This is a genomic window from Streptosporangium longisporum (genome assembly GCF_039534895.1).
GTDB lineage: Bacteria > Actinomycetota > Actinomycetes > Streptosporangiales > Streptosporangiaceae > Streptosporangium > Streptosporangium longisporum.
Genome location: NZ_BAAAWD010000015.1, coordinates 671109 through 690562 on the forward strand (window position 1 = coordinate 671109; position 19454 = coordinate 690562).

Sequence of the window (19454 nt, forward strand, 5' to 3'; positions counted from 1 at the left end):
GCGGAGTCCGTCACGGTGACGTGGGTGAACCCTTAGCGTTCCCGGTCGCGGCGGATCCGCTCGGTGATCGCGCGGGGGTGACGGTGAAGAGCGCCGGCACCTGTGGAAGCCGCTCGACGGTGAGGTCCGGGGCGTAGCGGCGCAGGCCGCGCACCGCGGCGTCGCGGGCGGCGAGGCCCGGGACGCCGAGCGCCCCGGCGCCCCGGCACGTCGGCACGTCGGCACCGGGCGGCCCACTCGTTCCTGGAGCGGTTCCCGGCGATGAGCACGATCCCGGATCCGGTCGTCTCCGCTCTCCTTCCGGAGGACGGGGCGGTAAAGGCGCCGGGGCCCCGACCGTCACGTGCGGAATACGCTCGTCCCCCTGAACCTCCCTGATCCCAATAAGTCACACATTAGCCACCGTGCGCACTCTTTAAATGAGCCTTAATCATCTTTTATGCGTCTCACGCGGTTTCAGGGGTTCGCCTAGGGGTCCCGAAACGGCCGCTCACGCGGGCGATCGCCTATCATGCGAAAAAGATCCACCGGGACTGACGATCGAATCCCGTTATTTGCGATACATGGGGTTGCTTTCGCTTTTCCCCCTCCTTTAACCGGAGAGACGCACCGGAGACCGGTGGAACGAAAGGTGACTCGTGCGGTACACGAGACTCGGCCCGGCGGGGCCGGTCATCTCCAGTGTCGGGCTCGGCTCGCTCGCCCTCACCGGCGCCTACGGGCGCTCCGGGACCGCCGGCGCGGACCGGCTGATCCGGTCGGCGCTCGACGCCGGTGTGACCCTGTTCGACACGGCCGGCTTCTACGCCGGGGGCCGGGTGGAGAGCCTGATCGGCAAGGCCGTCACCGGGCGCCGTGACGAGGTGGTGGTGACCACGCGCGGCGGGGTGCGCCGCCACGGTCCCCGGGGGACCGAGGAGTTCGACGGGCGCCCCGCCTCGCTGGACCGGGACTGCGACGCCTCACTGCGGCGCCTGCGTACCGGCCGCATCGACCTGTTCTATCTGGACTGCCAGGACGAGCGCGCGACCGTCGAGCCGAGCGTGGCGCGGCTGTCGGAGCTGGTGGCGGCCGGGAAGATCGGCCATCTGGGACTGACCGGCGGCACCCCCCAGCAGGTGCGCCGGGCGCACGCCGTGCACCCGATCACGGCGCTGGCCGTGGAGTACTCCCTGTGGGGCCGCCGGCCCGCGCCCGGCCTGCTGGCCACCGTGCGCGAGCTGGGCATCGCCGTGGTCGCCGCCCGCCCGCTGGGCCGGGGCTTCCTCACCGGCCGGGTCGGGCCGCGCGTGGACTTCGAGCCCGGTGACTGGCGGCGCGCCGACCCCCGTTTCGACCCGGCGGCGCGGTGGTCGGACGCCACCCGTCTCAGGACGCTGGAGGCCATGGCCGCGCGGCTCGACGTGGGCGCGGGAAGGCTCGCGCTGAGCTGGCTCCTGGCCCAGGACGACCACGTCGTGCCCGTCCCGAGCACGCGTGACCCGATCCATCTGGAGATGAACCTGTCGGCCTCGTCGGTCGAACTGCCGGTCGAGACCCGCGAGGCGCTGTCCGTGCTCTTCCCGCCCCGGGCCGCGGGTCACTCCTCGCCGCCCCTGCTCTGAGGCGGGATCAGCGAGGCGGCCAGGGCCTTGTTGACGGCGTCGATGCGGGAGGCGGCGTTGAGCTTGACGAAGATGTTGCGCATGTGGCGCTTGACCGTCGCCTCCGCCAGCCCGAGGCGGCGGGCGATCTGGCCGTTGCTCAGCGCCTGCGCCGCGAGCTGCAGCACCTCCAGCTCCTTGCCCGACAGCACCCCGGCCGAGGGCGCCTCCACCCGGGCCAGGCTGGTGCGGGAGACGGCGAGCACCAGGCGGGAGGGCTCCTCGTGGACGCTGCGCACCGCCGAGATCAGCTCGTGCCGGTGCACGCTCTTGAGCAGGTAGCCGCGGATGCCCGCGGACAGCAGCCGGGTGAGCAGGTGGGGCCCGTCGTACATGCTGAGGATGATGATGCCGCTCTCCGGGGAGAGCTCGCGGATGCGGCCGACGGTCTCGGTCACCTCGTCGCCGGGGATCTCCACGTCGAGCAGCACCACGTCCGGCCGGGTCCGCGCCACCACCCGCACGGCGGTGGCGGAGTCACCGGCCTCGCCCGCCACGACGATGCCGCCGGCCATCTCCAGGATCTCCCGCAGGCCCTCCCTGAACAGGGCGTGGTCGTCGACCAGGACCACGGAGATGCCGGCCCCGCCCGACCCGTTCGCCTCAGGTGTCACGGCCGCCACCGGACCGCCCCTGCAGGGGCAGGACGAGCTCGACCAGGCAGCCGTTCCCCGGGTCGCTGGAGATGAGCACCCGGCCGCCGAGCAGCCCGGCCCGTTCGCGCATGGACGAGAGGCCCACGCCGCCGCGCTCGCGCGCCCTTGCGGGGGTGAAGCCGCGCCCGTTGTCCTGGACGGACGCCGCCAGCTCGTGCGGCGCGATGTTCACCCGGACGAGGACGGTCTTCGGCCGGCCGTGGGCGAGCGCGTTGCGCACGGCCTCGCGGATGATGAGGAACGCCTCGTCGAGCACCTGCGGCCAGGCCCACGACTCGTCGCCGTTCACGTCCAGCCTGACGGAGACCGCGTCGTCCTCGACGGTCTCCAGAAAGCCCAGCAGGGACTTCTCCAGGCTACGGGCCGGGATCTGCGGGTGCAGCTCGGAGGTGATCTGCCGGAGGTTCTCCATGGTCTCCCTGATGGCCTGCTGGGCGAGGCCGATCTTGGCACCGGCGCGGGCGGCGTCGACGGGCCGGTAGACCTCGGACAGCGCGAGCTGCTGGTGGGCGACGCTGACGCCGTGCCCGATGTGGTCGTGCAGCTCGCGGGCGATGCGGCGGCGCTCGTCCTCCTGCTTCTCCTGGACCTGGTTGAGCAGGAAGCTGTGGTAGCTGTCGGCGGACTCCCGGACGCGCTGGGACAGGCTCTCCTCCATGCCGCCGATGGCCAGCACGATGACGTCGGCCGGGGACTCGTACGCCTCCGCGATCCGGCGGGTCAGGTGGCGCAGCGCCGCGCGGAAGAACAGCGAGCCCGCCTCCAGGGACGCCTTGGGGTGCACCCCCCCGGCCGCGCGCACGTTCCCCAGCTCCCGCGCCTGGAATCGATACAGCTCCCCCACCTGTATCCTCCCGGCGCGCAACGTGGCCGTGACGTCGTCGAGTATGTGATGGGCGGTGCGCAACGCCTGCTCACGGGCGCCCCGGTCTGAGAAGACGGCGTTTCCGGTGGAACGCAGAGCCGATTCGAACTCGTCGATTATTTCTTCACGACACGATTCGACTAATTCCGCCGGGTCCCCCGCGGCCCCGTGAGTCACCTCCGGTGTCCCCTCTCCGCCGCCGAGCGCTCCCCAAAACTATGGCGCGGCCAGGAGTCACATGCAATGTTTCAGTCAGATCGGGGACAAAAATGCGGTCAGGTGAAGAAGGTGTTGCGTCCCCATGAACGCCCGGTACGGGCGGCGGGTGCGGCGGCGGCCGTCGTCGCCGGGCCGCGGCGCGGCGGACAGGGCCGCGACCGCCACCGCGACCACCCCGGCCGCCAGGGCCAGCACGACGCCCGTGAGCGGCACGTGCGTCAGCGAGACCGCCATGGCGAACCCCGCCAGGAGCACGACCGCGGCCCCCACCGTGACCTGCCGTGACACCCGGTCGCCGAGCAGGACGCCGAGGGTGCGCCGGCCCGCCGCGGTGTCCCCCGTGATGTCGGACAGATCCTTGGCGGGCATGCCGACGAGCACCATCCAGCCGATGGCGACGCCCGCGAACAGCACGAGCGCGGCCGGCAGGGCCACGCCGCCGCCACCGGTCGCGACGGTGAATCCCGCCAGGTAGGACAGCAGGCCCGACAGGCACAGCACCGCGACCGTACCGCCCGAGCTGTCCTTGAGCGGAGACGGCGGCCCCGAGTACAGATACCCCAGCGCCAGGTTGGCGGCGACGATCCCGAACATCGGCGACGGCAGGCCCCAGGTCGCCAGGAGCGCCAGGCAGCCCGCGCCGGCGGCGACGGCGGCGGCCGTCCGCGTCTCCAGCTCCCCCCTGGCGATGGGACGGCCGGAAGCGTTTATCCGGTCCTCCGTAACGTCGGTGACACCGTTGTACAGGTAGACCGCGAGGATCGACAGCACCCAGGCGGCCGTCCCCTGCGCGACCCGCGGGAGGGGGACGGCGACCGTGGCGGCCGGCAGCGCGAGCGCGACACCGGTCAGGTAACGCATGGCCGAGACGGCGAGTACGGAAGGGCGGGCCTCGATGACGCAGAGGGTGAGGGCGTGCGAGGAGATGGCTGCCATGACTCGCATTGTGATCGGGGGCGGCGCCACCGATAGGGGGTGATCCGAAAGGTGTAGCGGACGGTACTCCTTTCGATACCGGGTGCGCTTCCCTGGGTCATTCCCGGAGAACTCCCGATCCCCCTGTTGCCCGGCCGCCGGAGCCCCTATAGCGTCCGGCCATAACACCGGTGAACGAATGCGGGGCGGATGATCCTCACCCTAGAAAACGACGTCGCGGATTTCCAACCCCTATTTCGAGCTTCCCGAAGAACGAGGGTCACCCACGAAAGGAAAACCACGATGCAGGGTGCCGGACGTTACACCGGATTCATGCCCCTCGATCTGACCGACCGCACCTGGCCGGGCAGGCGCATCCGCTCGGCCCCCCGGTGGCTCTCCACCGACCTGCGGGACGGCAACCAGTCGCTGGCCCGCCCGATGTCCCCCGAACGCAAGCTCATGATGTTCGACCTGCTGGTGAACCTGGGGTTCACCGAGATCGAGGTCGGCTTCCCCGTCGCCAGCCGGGACGACCACGACTTCGTGCGGCTGCTCATCGAGGGCGACCTCATCCCCGACGACGTGCGCGTCACCGTGCTCACCCAGGCCCGCGAGGAGCTCGTCAGGGCCACCGTGGACTGCCTGCGGGGCGCGCCGCGCGCGATGGTGCACATCTACAACGCCACGTCGCCGCAGTTCCGGGACATGGTGCTCGGCGTCGACCGCGCCGGGTGCCGTGACATGGCGGTACGGGCCACCCGGGTCATGATGGACCAGGCCGAACGCGTGCTCGGCGACTGCGACCTGTCCTACCAGTACTCCCCGGAGCTGTTCAACGAGACCGAGCCGGACTTCGCGCTGGAGGTGTGCGAGGCGGTCATGGACGCCTGGGGGCCGGAGGCGGGCCGGGGGATCGTCCTCAACTTCCCGACCACGGTGGAGCGCTCGCTGCCCAACGTCTTCGCCGACCAGATCGAGTGGCTCGACCGCAACCTGTCGCGCCGCGAGCACGTGTGCCTGTCCGTGCACCCGCACAACGACCGCGGGACCGGGGTCGCCGCGGCCGAGCTGGCCCTGCTGGCCGGGGCCGAGCGGATCGAGGGCTGCCTGTTCGGCAACGGCGAGCGGGCCGGCAACGTCTGCCTGGTGACGCTCTGCATGAACCTGTTCGTGCACGGCATCGACCCGGGCGTCGACCTGTCCGACATCGACGCCGTCCGGCGCACCGTGGAGGAGTGCAACCAGATGCCCGTCCACCCGCGCCACCCCTACGCGGGCGAGCTGGTCTACACGGCGTTCTCGGGATCGCACCAGGACGCCATCAAGAAGGGGTTCGACGAGCACGAGCGGCTCGCGGCCCGTACCGGGGTGCCGGCCCGCGAGCTGCCGTGGCGGACGCCGTACCTGCCGGTGGACCCCAGGGACGTGGGGCGCACCTACGAGGCGGTCGTGCGGGTCAACAGCCAGTCCGGCAAGGGCGGTGTCGCGTACGTGATGAGCGCCTGGCACGGGCTCGACCTGCCCCGCGGCCTGCAGGCCGACCTGGCGGCCCGGGTGCAGGCGCAGGCCGACGCCGAGGGCTGCGAGCTGTCCCCGAGCCGGATCGGCGAGCTGTTCCGCGCGGAGTACCTGGATCACGGCGAGCGCGGCGGGTCCCGCCCGCTGGAGGACGAGCCGGTCGGTGTCACGCTCTGGATCGACGGTGCCCGCGTCCCCGAGGGGCCGTGCGACCTGCGCGCCGTACTCGGCCCGTGGGGCATCGACGTGCGCGCCGTGCACAGGACCGCCCCGGCGCTGGACGAGCGCGAGATGGCGCCGGAACGTCCCGCCCTGATCCGCCGCTCCCCGGGCGACGTCGTGGTCTACGCGGAGTGCACCCCCGCAGGTGCCCCCGGCGCAGACGGGCCCGGCACCGGCGGGACGGGGACGGCGAGGGTGGCGTGGGGTGCGGGCATCGGCGCCGACGTGGCCACGGCCGCGTTCTCCGCCGTGCGCGTGGCCGGTGCCCGCCTCGCGGGCCGCACGCGGCCGGTCCCGCTCCCGCGCGAGCCGCGCCGCCTGGCGACCGCCGGTTGACGTGCGCGAGGAGACCGGCGTGACCCGCCTCGTCGCGGGGCGGGGGCCGGGCCGTCCCGGCTCCCCGCCCCGACCGCCGTCCCGACCGCCGTCCCGGCCCGCGCTCCGTCAGACCGACCGCTTGACCACCGAACGGAGGACCGTCATGGGCGAGGACGTCCAGCGGCACGAGATGACCACGCTGCGGGAGCTCCTGGACGAGGCGGTGGCCGGCAGGGGCCGCGTCGCGATGGTGACCGGCGCGATCGCCACCGGCAAGAGCGCGCTCCTGTACGGCCTCGGCGAGCACGCGTTCGGCCACGACGCCCTCCTGCTCGCCGCCACGGGCTCGCCCGCCGAGAGCGCGCTCCCGCTCGGCGTGCTCTCGCAGCTCGTGCACGGCGCGTCCATGACCGAGCCGGACCGCGCCACCGCCGTCGGCCTGCTCCGCGAGGGTGCCCGCGCGCACCCGGAGGACGCGCCGGCCGGTGAGCGGGCGGACCTGCTGGTCGTGGACGCGCTCTGCGCCGTGCTGCTGGAGCTGTCGGAGCGGCGCCCGCTGCTCGTCGTCGTGGACGACCTGCACCACGCCGACCGCGTCTCGCAGCTGTGCCTGTCGCACCTGGCCCGCAGGATCGCCTACGCCAGGGTCATGCTGGCCTTCAGCGTGCCGGACGCGCACACCCTCGGCGGCCTGCACGCGGAGATGCAGCGGCGGCCGCACTACCGCGCGATCCGCCTCGGGCACCTGTCCCCCGAGGAGGTGACGCGGCTCGCGTCCGGGGACGCCGGCGCCACGCCGGAGCGCTGGCACGCGCTGACCGGCGGCAACCGGCTGCTGGTGGACGCCCTGCTGGAGGACCACCGCACCGGGGACGGCCGGGGCGAGCGGTACGCCGAGGCCGTTCTCGCCTGCCTGCACCGCGCCGGGGACGACACCTCCCGGGTGGCGCGGGCACTGGCCGTGCTCGGCGAGGCCGGGCTCGTCCCCCGGCTGCTCGGCGAGAACGACACGGTCGTCGTCAGGGCGGTCCAGGACCTGACCCGTGCCGGGCTGCTGGACGGCGGCCGGTTCCGCGACGAGGCCGCCAGGTCCGCCGTGCTGGCCGGGCTGGACGAGCACGAGCGCGTCGACCTGTACCGCCGGGCCGCCGAGCTGGCCTACCGCGACGGCGCGCCGGTCCCGGTGGTGGCCGGGCACCTGCTGCGGGCCGGTCAGGCCGCCGAGCCGTGGGCGCTGCCGGTCCTGGAGGAGGCCGCGGCGCGGGCGCTGCGCCAGGACGGCGTGGAGTCCGCGATCGAGTACCTCGTGCTGGCCCTGCGGTCCTGCCGGGACGAGCGCCGGCGCGCCAGGATCGCCACCGTCCTGGTGCGGGCCAAGTGGCGGATCGACCCCGGCACGCTCGCCGGGCACCTGGCCGAGCTGACCGAGGCGCTGCGCCGGGGTCACCTGACCGGCGGCGACGCCGTGGTGCTGGCCAAGGCGCTGCTGTGGCACGGTCACGCCGACGACGCCAGGGACGTCCTGGCGCACCTGAGGAGGCTCCAGGAGCTGGACCGGGACGCGGTGGCGGAGCTGGCCGTGGCGCACGCCTGGTTCCGCAGCAGCTGCCCGTCGTTCCTGCCGCACCTGCCCGAGCTGACCGACGAGCAGGCGGGGGGCGCCGCCCACTCCCTCAGCGCGGACCGCAGGACCGAGTCGGCGGACGCGCTGGTGCGCGCGCTGACGGGAGGCCCGCTCCCGGAGACGGCGGCGGCCGCCGAGCGCATCCTGCGCGGCTCGCGGCTGGACGAGATGTCGATGGACACGGTGGAGAGCGCGCTGCTGGCACTGACCTACACCGGCCGGGCCGATCTGGCCGCCCCCTGGTGCGACTCCTTCATCACCGAGGCGGTCTCGCGCCGGGCCCCGAGCCGGCAGGCCCGCCTGTCGGCCATCCGCGCCGAGATCGGCCTGCGCCGGGGCGACCCGGCCGCGGCCGCCGCCGACGCGCAGCGCGCCCTGGAGCTCATCCCGCCGGACAGCTGGGGGGTCGCCGTCGGCGGGCCGCTGGGCAGCCTGCTGCTGGCCGGTGTGGCGATGGGCCGTCAGGAGGAGTTCCTGCCGCCCCTCACCCGGCCGGTGCCCGAAGCCATGCTGGAGACCCGGTTCGGGCTGCAGTACCTGCACGGCAAGGGCCGCTTCCACCTGGCGGCCGGCCAGGCCCGGCAGGCGCTGCGCGACCTGCGGCTGTGCGGCGAGCTCATGGTCGAGTGGCGGCTCGACAGCGCCGAGTTCATCGCCTGGCGGCTGGACGCGGCGCAGGCCCTGATCGCCCTCGACGAGGTGCGGGAGGCCCGCCTGCTGGTGGAGGAGCAGCTCGCGCGCTCCGGCGGCTCCGGGCGGGTCCAGGGGATGGCGCTGCGCGTGCTGGCCGCCACCGCCGACAAGCGTCACCGGGTGATGCTGCTGCGCCAGTCGGCCGAGCTGCTGCAGCAGGGGGGCGACAGGTACGAGCTCGCCAGGTCGCTGACCGGCCTCACCAGGGCCTACCACGCGGTCGGCGAGTTCCGCCGGGCCGCGGTGCTGGGCCGCCGGGCCCGTGCCCTGGCCCAGGAGTGCCAGGCCGGGGCCCTGAGCCGGATGCTGCCCGACGACTCCGACGGCGCGTGGGCCGGTGAGCTGCCCGGCGCGCGGCCGCCGCTCAGCGACGCCGAGCGGCGGGTGGCGACGCTGGTGGCCGACGGCTACTCCAACCGGGAGGTCGCCGCCCAGCTGTTCATCACGGTGAGCACGGTGGAGCAGCACCTGACGCGCGTCTACCGCAAGCTCAGCGTGGCGCGGCGCGCCGACCTGCCCGAGCCCCTGACCGGTGAACAGCTCTGACCGCACCCGGACGCGGGGACGTCAACCCCTGTTCGCGGGCGGGTCCGGTGGCCGGTTGTGGCCGTCGTTGCCGTCCGTTGACCGGCCGCGCGGGGCCGGGGTTCGATACGGCGACCCCACCTTCGGAGGACTGCCGTGTCTTTCTGGTCCCTGCCTCACTGGTCCGTGCCGGTCGTCACCGCCCTGCTCGCGGCCACCGCTCTGCCGCTCGGCGCCCCGCAGCCCGTGCCGGCCGAGCGCGACCCCGTGTCCCTGGTCAACGTCTTCCACGGGACCAAGGAGGCGGCACCCGACTTCGACCACGGCGGGGGCGGCGGCATGACCTTCCCCGGCGCCGTCCTGCCGTTCGGGATGATGCAGTGGAGCCCCGACACGGTCTCCGACGCCGGCGGCGGCTACCGGTGGGAGGACGACCGGCTGCGCGGCTTCTCCATGACGCACATCTCCGGACCCGGCTGCACCGGCGCGCAGGACTTCCCGGTGATCCCCGTCTCGGGGACGATCGGCCGCTCGCCCGCCACCCACGGCGACGACTACGTGCAGACGTTCTCGCACGACAACGAGCGGGGCTCCCCCGGTTTCTACGGCACCACGCTCGACAGCGGGGTCAAGGCCGAGCTCAGCACCGGCATGCGGACGGGCGTGGCCCGCTTCACCTTCCCCAAGGGCAAGCCCGGCACGGTGCTGCTGAACACCAGCGGCTCGGTCAACGGCGTCGACGACGGTGAGACCAGGATCAGCGGGAACACCGTCGAGGGCTGGGTGCAGACCGGCGGATTCTGCGGCCCGCCGACCCGCTACAAGATCTACTTCCACGCCACGTTCGACCGGCCGGTCACCGCGTTCGGCACCTGGAAGGACGGCGAGGTGCGTCCCGGCGGGAGCAGCGTCGCCAACGCCGGACCCGCCAGGGTCAGGGGCGACCTGGTCACCCGCGAGGACGTGACCGTCAACGGGCCGGGCTCGGGGGCGTACCTGCAGTTCGACCCGGAGCGGCCGGTGCAGATGCGGGTCGGGCTGTCCTACGTCGGCCTCGACGGCGCCCGGCGCAACCTCCAGGCCGAGATCGCCGGCAAGGGCGTGGACCAGGTGGCGCGTGAGGCGGCCGGCGTGTGGCGCGAGCGCCTGGGCCGGGTCCGGGTCGCCGGCGGCACCGAGGACCAGCAGCGCACCTTCTACAGCAACCTCTACCACACGCTGCTGCAGCCGCACGTCTCCGACGACGTCGACGGCGCCTACACCGGCAGCGACTACGCGCCGCACCGGGTGCGGCCGGGCCGCCACCACTACGCGACCTTCTCCGGGTGGGACATCTACCGCAGCCAGGTGCAGCTCCTCGCGCTGCTGGCGCCGGACGTGGCCGCCGACATCGCACAGTCGATGTACGACAACGCCCAGGCCCTCGGCAACGTGTGGGACCGGTGGTCGCACCAGACCGCGGTCACCGGCGTCATGGTCGGCGACCCGTACCACTCGATCCTGTCCAGCGTGTACGCGTTCGGCGCGCGCGACTTCGACGCGCGGGCGGCGCTGCGGGCGATGGCCGAGGCGGCCAGGCGGACCGGCCCCCGCGACATCGGGCACCCGCTGCTGCAGTACGACGAGCGGCCGGGCAACGCCGCGTACATGCGCCAGGGGCACGTCCCGGGCGACCCGTCGGCGACGCTGGAGTACGGCGTGGCCGACTTCGGGATCGCCCAGCTCGCCTCCCGGCTCGGCGACCGGGCCACGGCCACGGAGTTCATGGGACGCTCGCAGGCCTGGCAGCACATCTACAACCCGGGCACCGGCTGGATCCAGCCGCGCCAGGGCGACGGCGCGTTCACCTCACCGTTCGACCCGGCCCACCCGGACGTCTACATGGAGGGCAACGGCGCGCAGTACCACTGGCTGGTGCCGCACAACCCGGCCGGGCTGTTCACCGCGATGGGCGGCCCCGGCGCGGTCGTGCCCCGGCTCGACACCTACTTCACCAAGCTCAACGCCGGGCCCGCCGAGCCGTACGCCTACCTGGGCAACGAGGTGGCGATGACGTCGCCGTGGCTGTACGCGTGGGCCGGCCGGCCGTACAAGACGCAGGAGCTGGTGCGGCGCGTGCAGCAGGAGCTGTACAGATCGGGCCCGGACGGCCTGGTCGGCAACGACGACCTGGGCGCCATGGGGTCGTGGTACGTGTGGTCGGCCATGGGGCTCTTCCCCGCGATCCCCGGCCGCGCCGAGCTGCTGGTGAACACCCCGCTGTTCGAGCGAGTCACGATCGACCGGCCGGGCGGCGACGCCGGCGACATCGTGGTGGACGCCCGCGGCTCCGGGCCGTACGTCCGCTCGCTCACCGTGAACGGCGCGGCGACGGACCGGGCGTGGCTGCCGGAGTCGTTCGCGACCGGCGGCGGGCGGCTGGGCTTCGTCCGCGACACCTCCCCGAACCGGGCCTTCGGCGCCGACCCCGAGGACGCGCCACCGTCGTTCGGCACCGGGACCAGGCCGTACCTGGCCGGGTTCAGCCGCGGCAGCGGCCCGGTCGAGCCCGGCGGCACGCTCACCACGGACCTCGCGGTCCGGTCGCTGGGCCGGGCCGCCACGCTCACCTGGGAGGCCAGGCCCCCGGCCGGCGTCACCGTGTCGCCCGCGCGCGGCACGCTCGCCCTGACCGCGGGCGGGCAGGCCCGCCAGGCCCTCCGGATCTCGGTGTCCGGCACCGTGCCGCACGGCATGCTGACGGTGCCGGTCGTCGTGGGCGACCTCACCGCCTCGGTACGGCTCAACGTGGCCGGTCGCGGCACCCCGGAGTGGCACCACAACAACGCCGGCATCGGCCACATGGGCGCTCCCGGCGAGGCCAACATCGACGGGCCCGGCTTCAGCCTCTCGGCGCAGGCCCTGGCCGAGGCCGGTCTCACCCCGGGCGGGCGGGTGACGTCGCGCGGCGTCACCTTCACCTGGCCGGACAGGAAGCGCGGCGAGTGGGACAACGTCCGCCCCGGGGCGGAGCCGCTGGAGGTGGCCGCGCCGGACGGCGCCACCGGCGTCTCCTTCCTGGGGACGGGCGTGAACGGCTGGCCCGAGGCGGACGTCACCGTCACCTACACCGACGGCACGACCGGCACGGGACGGCTCGGCCTCAGCGACTGGATCCTGGACTTCGGCTCGGACGAGCCCCGGTTCGGCAACGAGGTCGTGGCCCGCACCCCGCACCGGCTGTTCTGGGGCTCGTGGGCGCTGCAGCCCGTGCCGGCCCACGTCTACGCGTCGCGGCCCATCGCCCTGGACCCGGGCAAGAAGGTGCGGAGCCTGACGTTCTCCACCCCCGAGGACGGGCAGCTGCACCTGTTCACCTGGGCGTTCTCCTAGTCCCCGGTGGTCCCCGGTAGTCCCCGGTAGTCCCCGGGAGGGCTCCCGGCCTCACCCGGGAGCCCTCCCGGCCCCTCCCGGGCGCGTCATCGGCGCGCCCACACCGGCTCGGCGCCCCGGATGCTCAGCATGACCGAGTACAGGGACGTCGTGGCGGTGACGAAGACGCGGTTGCGCTTCAGGCCGCCGAAGACGAGGTTCGAGGCGCTCTCGGGCAGGAGCAGCCTGCCCAGCAGCGTCCCGTCCGGGTGGTAGGCGTGGATCGCCGGGCCGACGGCGGCCCACAGGCGGCCGGTCTCGTCCAGGCGCATGCCGTCGTAGCTCCCCTCGCCGTCGTGCCCGGCGAACACCTCGCCGCCCGTGAGGGCGCCGTCGCCGGTGACCTCGAAGACCCGCACGTGGCGGCGCTCGGTGTCGGCGACGTACAGCAGCCGCTCGTCGAGGGAGAAGGCCAGGCCGTTGGGGCGGGCGAAGTCGTCCGCCACCACGCTCACCTCGCCGGTGCCCGGGTCGACGCGGTAGACGTGGCAGCCGTCGATCTCCTGCTCGGCCCGGTGCCCCTCGTAGTCGCTGAGGATGCCGTACGGCGGGTCGGTGAACCAGACCGACCCGTCGGAGCGCACCACCACGTCGTTGGGGCTGTTGAGCCGCCTGCCGCGCCACCGGTCGGCGAGCACGGTGACCGAGCCGTCGTGCTCGGTCCGGGTCACCCGGCGCGCGCCGTGCTCGCACGAGACGATCCTGCCCTCGCGGTCGAGGGTGTTGCCGTTGACGTACCCGGCGGGCTCCCGGAACGGCCCCACCCGGCCGGTGAGCTCGTCCCACCGCAGCATGCGGTCGTTCGGGATGTCGCTCCAGACCAGGTAGCGGCCCGCGGGGACGTACACGGGCCCCTCGGCCCAGCGCGTGCCCCGGTGCAGCCGCTCGACGTTACGGTCGCCGGAGACCCCCGCGATGCGGCGGTCGAACGCTTCGAACTCCAGGGGAATGAGATCCACCGGGCACCTCCTCGGTGCCACACCTTCTCAGGATCCACCCCGCCGGGCCAAGGGGGCGCTACCCCATGTCCTCCAGTTTCCGGCCCTTCGTCTCTTTCACCTTGAACATCACGAAGATGAACGACAGCACGGCGAAGGCCGTGTACCCCACGTAGGCGCCCGCCAGGCTCCACTCCGACAGCGACGGGAAGGAGACGGTGATGAGCCAGTTGGCCACCCACTGGGCGGACGCCGCCACCGAGAGCGCGGCGGCCCTGATCCGGTTGGGGAACATCTCACCCAGCAGCACCCAGACGACCACGCCCCACGACAGGGCGAAGAACAGCACGAAGACGTGCGCGGCGACCAGCGCGACCGTGCCCTGCGTCTCGGGCAGCCTGACCGTCTCGCCGTTCGGGACACCGGCGCTGAACGCCCACGCGGCCACGGCGAGCGACACCGCCATGCCCACCGAGCCGATCAGCAGCAGCGGCCTGCGGCCGATCCTGTCGACCAGCGCGATGGCGATGAACGTGCCGACGATGTTGATGATCGAGGTGGAGAAGCTGATCAGCAGCGAGTCCGACTGGTTGATGCCGACCGACTGCCACAGCGACGCCGAGTAGTAGAAGATGACGTTGATGCCGACGAACTGCTGGAACACCGAGAGCAGGATGCCGATCCAGACGATCGGCAGCAGGCCCAGCCGGGAGCCGCGCAGGTCGCGCAGCCGGGGCCGGTGCTCGCTGCGCAGCGAGTTCTCGATCTCGGTGATCCGGGCGTCCAGGTCGGTGTTCTCGCCCTCGACCTCGCCGAGCACCTTGCGCGCCTCGGCCGACCTGCCGGCCGCGACCAGGAAGCGCGGCGACTCGGGGATGATCGTCGCGAAGATCAGGTAGAGCAGGGCGGGGACCAGGCAGGCGCCGAGCATCCACTGCCAGGCCTGCAGGCCGAGCAGCTCGTTGTTGACGTCGCCCCCGGCCCGTTCCGCGATCGCGTAGTTGACCAGCTGGGAGACGGCGATGCCCAGCACGATGGCCAGCTGCTGGAAGGAGCCCAGGCGTCCCCGGTAGGCGGGCGGGGCGACCTCCGCGATGTAGGCGGGGCCGATCACCGAGGCCATCCCGATGCCCACGCCGGCGAGCACCCGCCAGAAGGCCAGGTCCCACACGGCGAAGGGCAGCGCCTGGCCGACCGAGCTGATCGCGAACAGGATCGCGGCCACCTGCATGGTCCTGGTCCGGCCCCAGCGGTCGGCCAGTCCTCCGGCGACCCACGCGCCCAGGGCCGACCCCAGCAGCGCGATCGCCACGACGAAGCCGGTCTGCACCGCGCCGACCTCGAAGTACTTCTCGATCCCGGTGACGGCGCCGTTGATGACGGCGCTGTCGTACCCGAAGAGGAAGCCTCCGATCGCCGCGGCGGCGGTGATGAAGACGACGTGCCCGATGTTCTCACTGGAGGTCCCCGAGGGGGCAGTGCCGGCCATGAGAGTCCTTTCCCCCGAAAAGGGGCTTGAGACATCGAACCTCCGGCTCCCGTGGACGGCCGCGCGTCGCCGCCCGCCCATCGGTGGCCCGCCCTCGCCCCGCCGGCGTGTTCAGAGCCTAGGGACCAGGGCGGATACGACGATCGTCACACCGCGGGAGATGTCTCCTTCTTCATCCGGCTTTGTCGAAAAATCACAGACGGGGATCGACCGGCTCGGACTCCAGCGCCAGGACGGCGAAGACCGCCTCGTGCACCCTCCACAGCGGCTCGCCCCCGGCCAGCCGGAAGAGCGCCTCCAGCCCCAGGGCGTGCTCGCGCAGCGCCAGCGAGCGCTTGCGTCCCAGGAACCTGTTGCGCAGCACGTCCAGGCTCTCGGTGTAGTCGGGTCCGTAGACGATCCGCAGGTACTCCCGGCCGCGCACCTTGAGGCCCGGCTGCACCCGGCTCCGCCCGTCGGGCACCTGGACCGGCTTGACCACCATGCCCTCGCCGCCCTCGGCCGTCAGCGCCTCCCACCAGGCGGTGGCCGCCTCGACCGACTCCGGCGAGGAGGTGTCGGCGAACACGTGCCGGGTCGGCGCGATCAGCGGGTCGTCGAGCCGCGACAGCGTCTCCAGGTGCCAGGTCCGCGGTTCGGTGGCGGCGGTCGCCCGGCCCTCGCAGGCGAGGATCTGGAACGGGGCCAGCCGGACCCCGTCCAGGTCCGCGACAGGCCAGCAGTAACGTGCATATGCCTGGCTGAAACGGGCAGCGTTGACGGAGCGGCGGCGGGTGCGGTCCAGCAACTCGCTCACATCCAACCCGCGCCCGGCCGCCGCCTCCAGCACGGCGATCGCCTCCGGCAGCGCCGCGCGGGCCGCGGCACCCACCGACGCGTACTGCTCGCGGATCAGCCCCTCGGCCTTGACCGACCAGGGCAGCAGTTCGCAGTCGAGGACCAGCCAGTCCGACCCCAGCTCCCGCATCAGCGGCGCGCACGCCTTCCTGAGCCGGTCGACCAGCGCGCCGGTGTCGGCGAAGAACGGCCTGCCGGTACGGGTGTAGACCGCCCCGGCGGTGCCGTCGGTGACGCCGAACCGCGCCGCCGCCACGTCCGGGCCGGCCGCCAGCACCACGACCGCCCGCGAGCCCATGTGCTTCTCCTCGCACACCACCCGGTCCACCCCGGCGGCGGCGAACTCGGCGAACGCCTCCGCGGGGTACTCCAGGTGGCCCTCCAGGCGCGAGGTCTGCGCGGGCGCCATCGTCGGCGGCAGGTAGACCAGCCAGCGCGGGTCGACCGCGAACCGGCTCATGATCTCCAGGGCGGCGGCCGCGTTCTCCTCGCGGACCTTGACGGCGCCGCCGCCGTACCGCACCTCGACGTGCCGGGTGCCCCGGACGTCCTCGACCGAGAGCACGCCGGGGTCGCGGTAACCGGGGTCGCGGTGGCCGGGGTCGCCGTGGCCGGGGTCGGTGAGCGGCCGTACCGGCTCGTACCAGACGCGTTCGGCCGGGACCGAGACGATCTCCTTCTCGGGGTAGCGCAGCGCGGTGAGCGTCCCGCCGAAGACGGCGCCGGTGTCCAGGCAGATCGTGTTGTTGACCCACTCGGCCCGCGGGACCGGGGTGTGGCCGTAGACGACCATGGCCCGGCCCCGGTACTCCCGCGCCCACGGGTAGCGCACCGGCAGGCCGTACTCGTCGGTCTCGCCGGTGGTGTCGCCGTACAGCGCGAAGGCGCGCACCCGGCCGGACGCGCGGCCGTGGTAGGCCTCCTTGAGCCCGGCGTGGGCGACGACGAGCCGGCCGCCGTCGAGCCGGTAGTGGCTGACCAGCCCGTCCATGAAGGCCAGCGCGTCCCGCCGGAACTCCTCGGGCTCGGCGGCGAGCTGGTCCAGCGACTCCTTCAGGCCGTGGGCCACCCTGACCTTGCGCCCGCCCAGCGCGCGGGCCAGCTTCTGCTCGTGGTTGCCCGACACGCACAGCGCGGTCCCGGCCGCGACCATGCCCATGACCAGCCGCAGCACGCCCGGCGAGTCGGGCCCGCGGTCCACCAGGTCGCCGACGAACACCGCGGTCCTGCCCCCGGGGTGGACCGCGCCGGTGCCGCCGGGCTCGATCTCCCAGCCCAGGGTGCGCAGCAGCGTCTCCAGCTCGGAGCGGCAGCCGTGCACGTCGCCGACGACGTCGAACGGGCCGGTCAGCTCGCGCCGGTCGTTCCACGCCCTCTCCGTGACGACCGTGGCGGCCTCGATCTCCTCGGGGCCGCGCAGCACGTGCACCCGGCGGAACCCCTCGCGGGAGATCCTGGCCATGGAGCGGCGCAGGTCCTTGCGCTGGCGGGTGATCACGTGCGCGCCGAAGTCGCGGTCGGGCCGGCTCCGGTTGCGCTCGGCCGCGAGCTCCTCGGGCACCTCCAGGACGATCGCGTCCACCAGCACGTCGTGCGACTTGGCGAGCTCGACGAGCTTCTTGCGGGCCTCCCACTGGACGTTGGTGGCGTCCACGACCGTCAGCAGCCCGCGCCGCAGGCGGGTGCCGACGATGTAGTTCAGCACGGCGAAGGCGTCGGCCGTGGCGGTCTGGTCGTTCTCGTCGTCGGAGACCAGCCCGCGGCAGAAGTCGGAGGAGATCACCTGGGTCGGCCCGAAGTGCCGGCGCGCGAAGGTCGACTTCCCGCTCCCCGACACACCCACGAGCACGACCAGCGACATCTCCGGTACGACGATCTCAGTCATCTCCACCTCCCACCCCACCGTCCACGCCTGCACCGTTCACGGCGGCACCGTTCACGCCGACGCCGTCCGGCCCCGTGCCGGCCGGGCCCGCCGTGTCGCCTGGGTCCGCCGTGTCGCCCGCGTCCACCGGGGCGTCCGCACCGGCAGCGCCGGCGGCGTCACCCTGGCCGGTCGCGTCCACCGGGCCGAACACGGCCATCTGGGTGGGCGGTCCCACCAGCGGGTCGTCGTCCCCCACCGGGACGAACCCGACGCGGTAGCCGTACTCCCCGCACACCTTCGCCGCCCACGCCCGGAACTCGGCGCGGGTCCACTCGAAGCGGTGGTCGGAGTGGCGCGGGCCCACGAGGGAGGCGTAGTGGACGTTGTACTCGACGTTGGGGGTCGTGACGATCACGTGGCCCGGCCGGGCGCTGCCGAAGACCACCCGCTCCAGCGCCTCCAGGCGCGCCGGGTCGACGTGCTCGACGACCTCCATCAGCACGGCGGCGTCGTACCCGGCGAAGCGGTCGTCGGTGTAGGTCAGCGACCCCTGGAACAGCTCCAGCCGCTCCCGCCGCCGTTCGGGCATCCGGTCGAGCCGCAGGCGCCGGGCGGCGACCGCCAGGGCCTGCGAGGACACGTCGGTCCCGGTCACCCTGGTGAAGCCGGGCCGCTCCAGCAGCGCCCCGACCAGGCGGCCGGAACCGCAGCCGAGGTCGATGACGCTGCTCGCGCCCACCCGCTCCAGCACCGCGAGCACGGCCTCCAGCCGCAGGACGTTCAACGGCCGCCGGACCGGCGGCTCGGGAGAAGGGGCACCGGGCTCCACGGGGTCCTTGGGCTCCAGAGTGTCCTTGGGCTCCAGGGGCTCCGCGGGTTCCGCGGCCTTTGCAGGGTCCGCGACCACCGCGGGCTCCACGGGCGGGACGGTGGGCTCCTGCTCGATCGGCGGGTCGAGCTCGTCCTCGACGTCGTCGCCGATCTCGGCGAGCCGGGCGAAGGCCGCGCGGGTCAGCGCCAGACGGCGGCCCAGGTAGCGGCGGGTGATCAGGCCGCGCTCGGGGTGGGCGCCCAGCCACGACTCGCCCGCCCTGATCAGCTTGTCCACCTCGTCGGGGGCCACCCAGTAGTGCTTGGCGTCGTCGAGCACCGGAAGCAGGACGTAGAGCTGGTTGAGCGCGTCGGCCAGGCGGACCTGCCCGCGCAGCACCAGCCGGACGTAGCGGGAGTCGCCCCACTCGGGGAATCCCTCGTCCAGCGGCAGGGCCCGTGCCTCGACCCGCCAGCCCAGCGGTTCGAAGAGCCGGTGCGCGAGCTCGGGCCCGCCGCGGCAGGGCAGCACCGGCAGCGTGAGCTCCAGCGGGATCGGCCCGGCGGCCAGGCCGGGACGGGCGTCGCAGCGCCCGGTGCGCGCCGTGCGGAACACGTCGGCCAGCGTCACGGCCAGCAGCGACGAGGCCACGTACGGCCGGTCGTTGACGTACTGGCCCAGCGCGTGGTCCGCGGTGGAGCGGTCGCGCGAGCGCACCAGCCGGACCGGGTCGACCTCGAGCATCAGCGCGGCCGTGCAGCGCTCCTCGCCCGCCTCCGGGTACAGCACGCGGGCCACGCCGTAGGAGCGGTCGAACTCCTGGACCCGGTCCGGATGCTTGTGCAGCAGGAATCCGAGGTCCGTGGCCGGCCGTACGGTGGTGGATATCGTCAGCAGCAC

At 73.4% G+C, this 19454-nt stretch carries 12 protein-coding genes; 4 read left to right on the top strand and 8 right to left on the bottom strand.

Features of this window, described 5'->3' with window-relative positions; all coding sequences use genetic code 11:
• Window positions 1-10: 10 nt before the first annotated feature.
• Window positions 11-217, bottom strand: a complete 207-nt coding sequence (locus ABD832_RS29250; protein ID WP_344901202.1) for a hypothetical protein — start codon at window positions 215-217, stop codon at window positions 11-13.
• Window positions 218-638: 421 nt separating this feature from the next.
• Between ABD832_RS29250 and ABD832_RS29255 the strand changes: the two genes are divergently transcribed.
• A complete protein-coding gene (locus ABD832_RS29255; protein ID WP_344901205.1) occupies window positions 639-1604 on the top strand; it encodes an aldo/keto reductase in 966 nt (321 codons plus the stop codon).
• Here the strand turns inward: ABD832_RS29255 and ABD832_RS29260 are convergent.
• The 3 genes from ABD832_RS29260 to ABD832_RS29270 form a co-directional block, all read right to left on the bottom strand.
• The gene (locus ABD832_RS29260) at window positions 1580-2257 is read right to left on the bottom strand and encodes a response regulator transcription factor (protein WP_344901208.1); all 678 of its coding nucleotides are present in this window, start codon (window positions 2255-2257) and stop codon (window positions 1580-1582) included. The genes ABD832_RS29255 and ABD832_RS29260 overlap by 25 nt on opposite strands.
• Window positions 2247-3206, bottom strand: a complete 960-nt coding sequence (locus tag ABD832_RS29265) for a sensor histidine kinase (protein ID WP_344901211.1) — start codon at window positions 3204-3206, stop codon at window positions 2247-2249. The genes ABD832_RS29260 and ABD832_RS29265 overlap by 11 nt, the downstream gene beginning before the upstream one ends.
• 210 nt (window positions 3207-3416) lie before the next feature.
• Complete coding sequence (locus ABD832_RS29270; protein WP_344901214.1) at window positions 3417-4319, bottom strand: UbiA family prenyltransferase; 903 nt, start codon at window positions 4317-4319, stop codon at window positions 3417-3419.
• 282 nt (window positions 4320-4601) lie between these two features.
• Between ABD832_RS29270 and ABD832_RS29275 the strand changes: the two genes are divergently transcribed.
• From ABD832_RS29275 to ABD832_RS29285, 3 genes are all read left to right on the top strand, one after another.
• Window positions 4602-6377: a 2-isopropylmalate synthase gene (locus ABD832_RS29275; protein WP_344901217.1), complete on the top strand. Its 1776-nt coding sequence runs from the start codon at window positions 4602-4604 to the stop codon at window positions 6375-6377.
• Between the two features lie 145 nt (window positions 6378-6522).
• Window positions 6523-9222 carry an AAA family ATPase gene (locus ABD832_RS29280; RefSeq protein WP_344901220.1) on the top strand — a complete coding sequence of 900 codons (2700 nt, stop codon included), beginning with the start codon at window positions 6523-6525 and terminating at the stop codon, window positions 9220-9222.
• A gap of 135 nt (window positions 9223-9357) precedes the next feature.
• Window positions 9358-12573 (top strand): GH92 family glycosyl hydrolase, encoded by a 3216-nt coding sequence (locus tag ABD832_RS29285; protein WP_344901223.1) that lies wholly within the window; start codon window positions 9358-9360, stop codon window positions 12571-12573.
• An 86-nt stretch (window positions 12574-12659) separates the two neighbouring features.
• Here ABD832_RS29285 and ABD832_RS29290 read toward each other — a convergent pair whose 3' ends face one another.
• From ABD832_RS29290 to ABD832_RS29305, 4 genes are all read right to left on the bottom strand, one after another.
• Window positions 12660-13571, bottom strand: coding sequence for an SMP-30/gluconolactonase/LRE family protein (locus tag ABD832_RS29290; RefSeq protein WP_344901226.1), 912 nt, complete (start codon window positions 13569-13571; stop codon window positions 12660-12662).
• Window positions 13572-13629: 58 nt separating this feature from the next.
• Window positions 13630-15039 (bottom strand): sugar porter family MFS transporter, encoded by a 1410-nt coding sequence (locus ABD832_RS29295; protein ID WP_344901229.1) that lies wholly within the window; start codon window positions 15037-15039, stop codon window positions 13630-13632.
• 193 nt (window positions 15040-15232) lie between these two features.
• On the bottom strand, window positions 15233-17761 hold the full coding sequence (locus tag ABD832_RS29300; protein WP_344901232.1) for a polynucleotide kinase-phosphatase: 2529 nt from the start codon (window positions 17759-17761) through the stop codon (window positions 15233-15235).
• A complete protein-coding gene (locus ABD832_RS29305) occupies window positions 17754-19454 on the bottom strand; it encodes a 3' terminal RNA ribose 2'-O-methyltransferase Hen1 (RefSeq protein ID WP_344901235.1) in 1701 nt (566 codons plus the stop codon). Before ABD832_RS29305 ends, ABD832_RS29300 begins: the two co-directional genes overlap by 8 nt.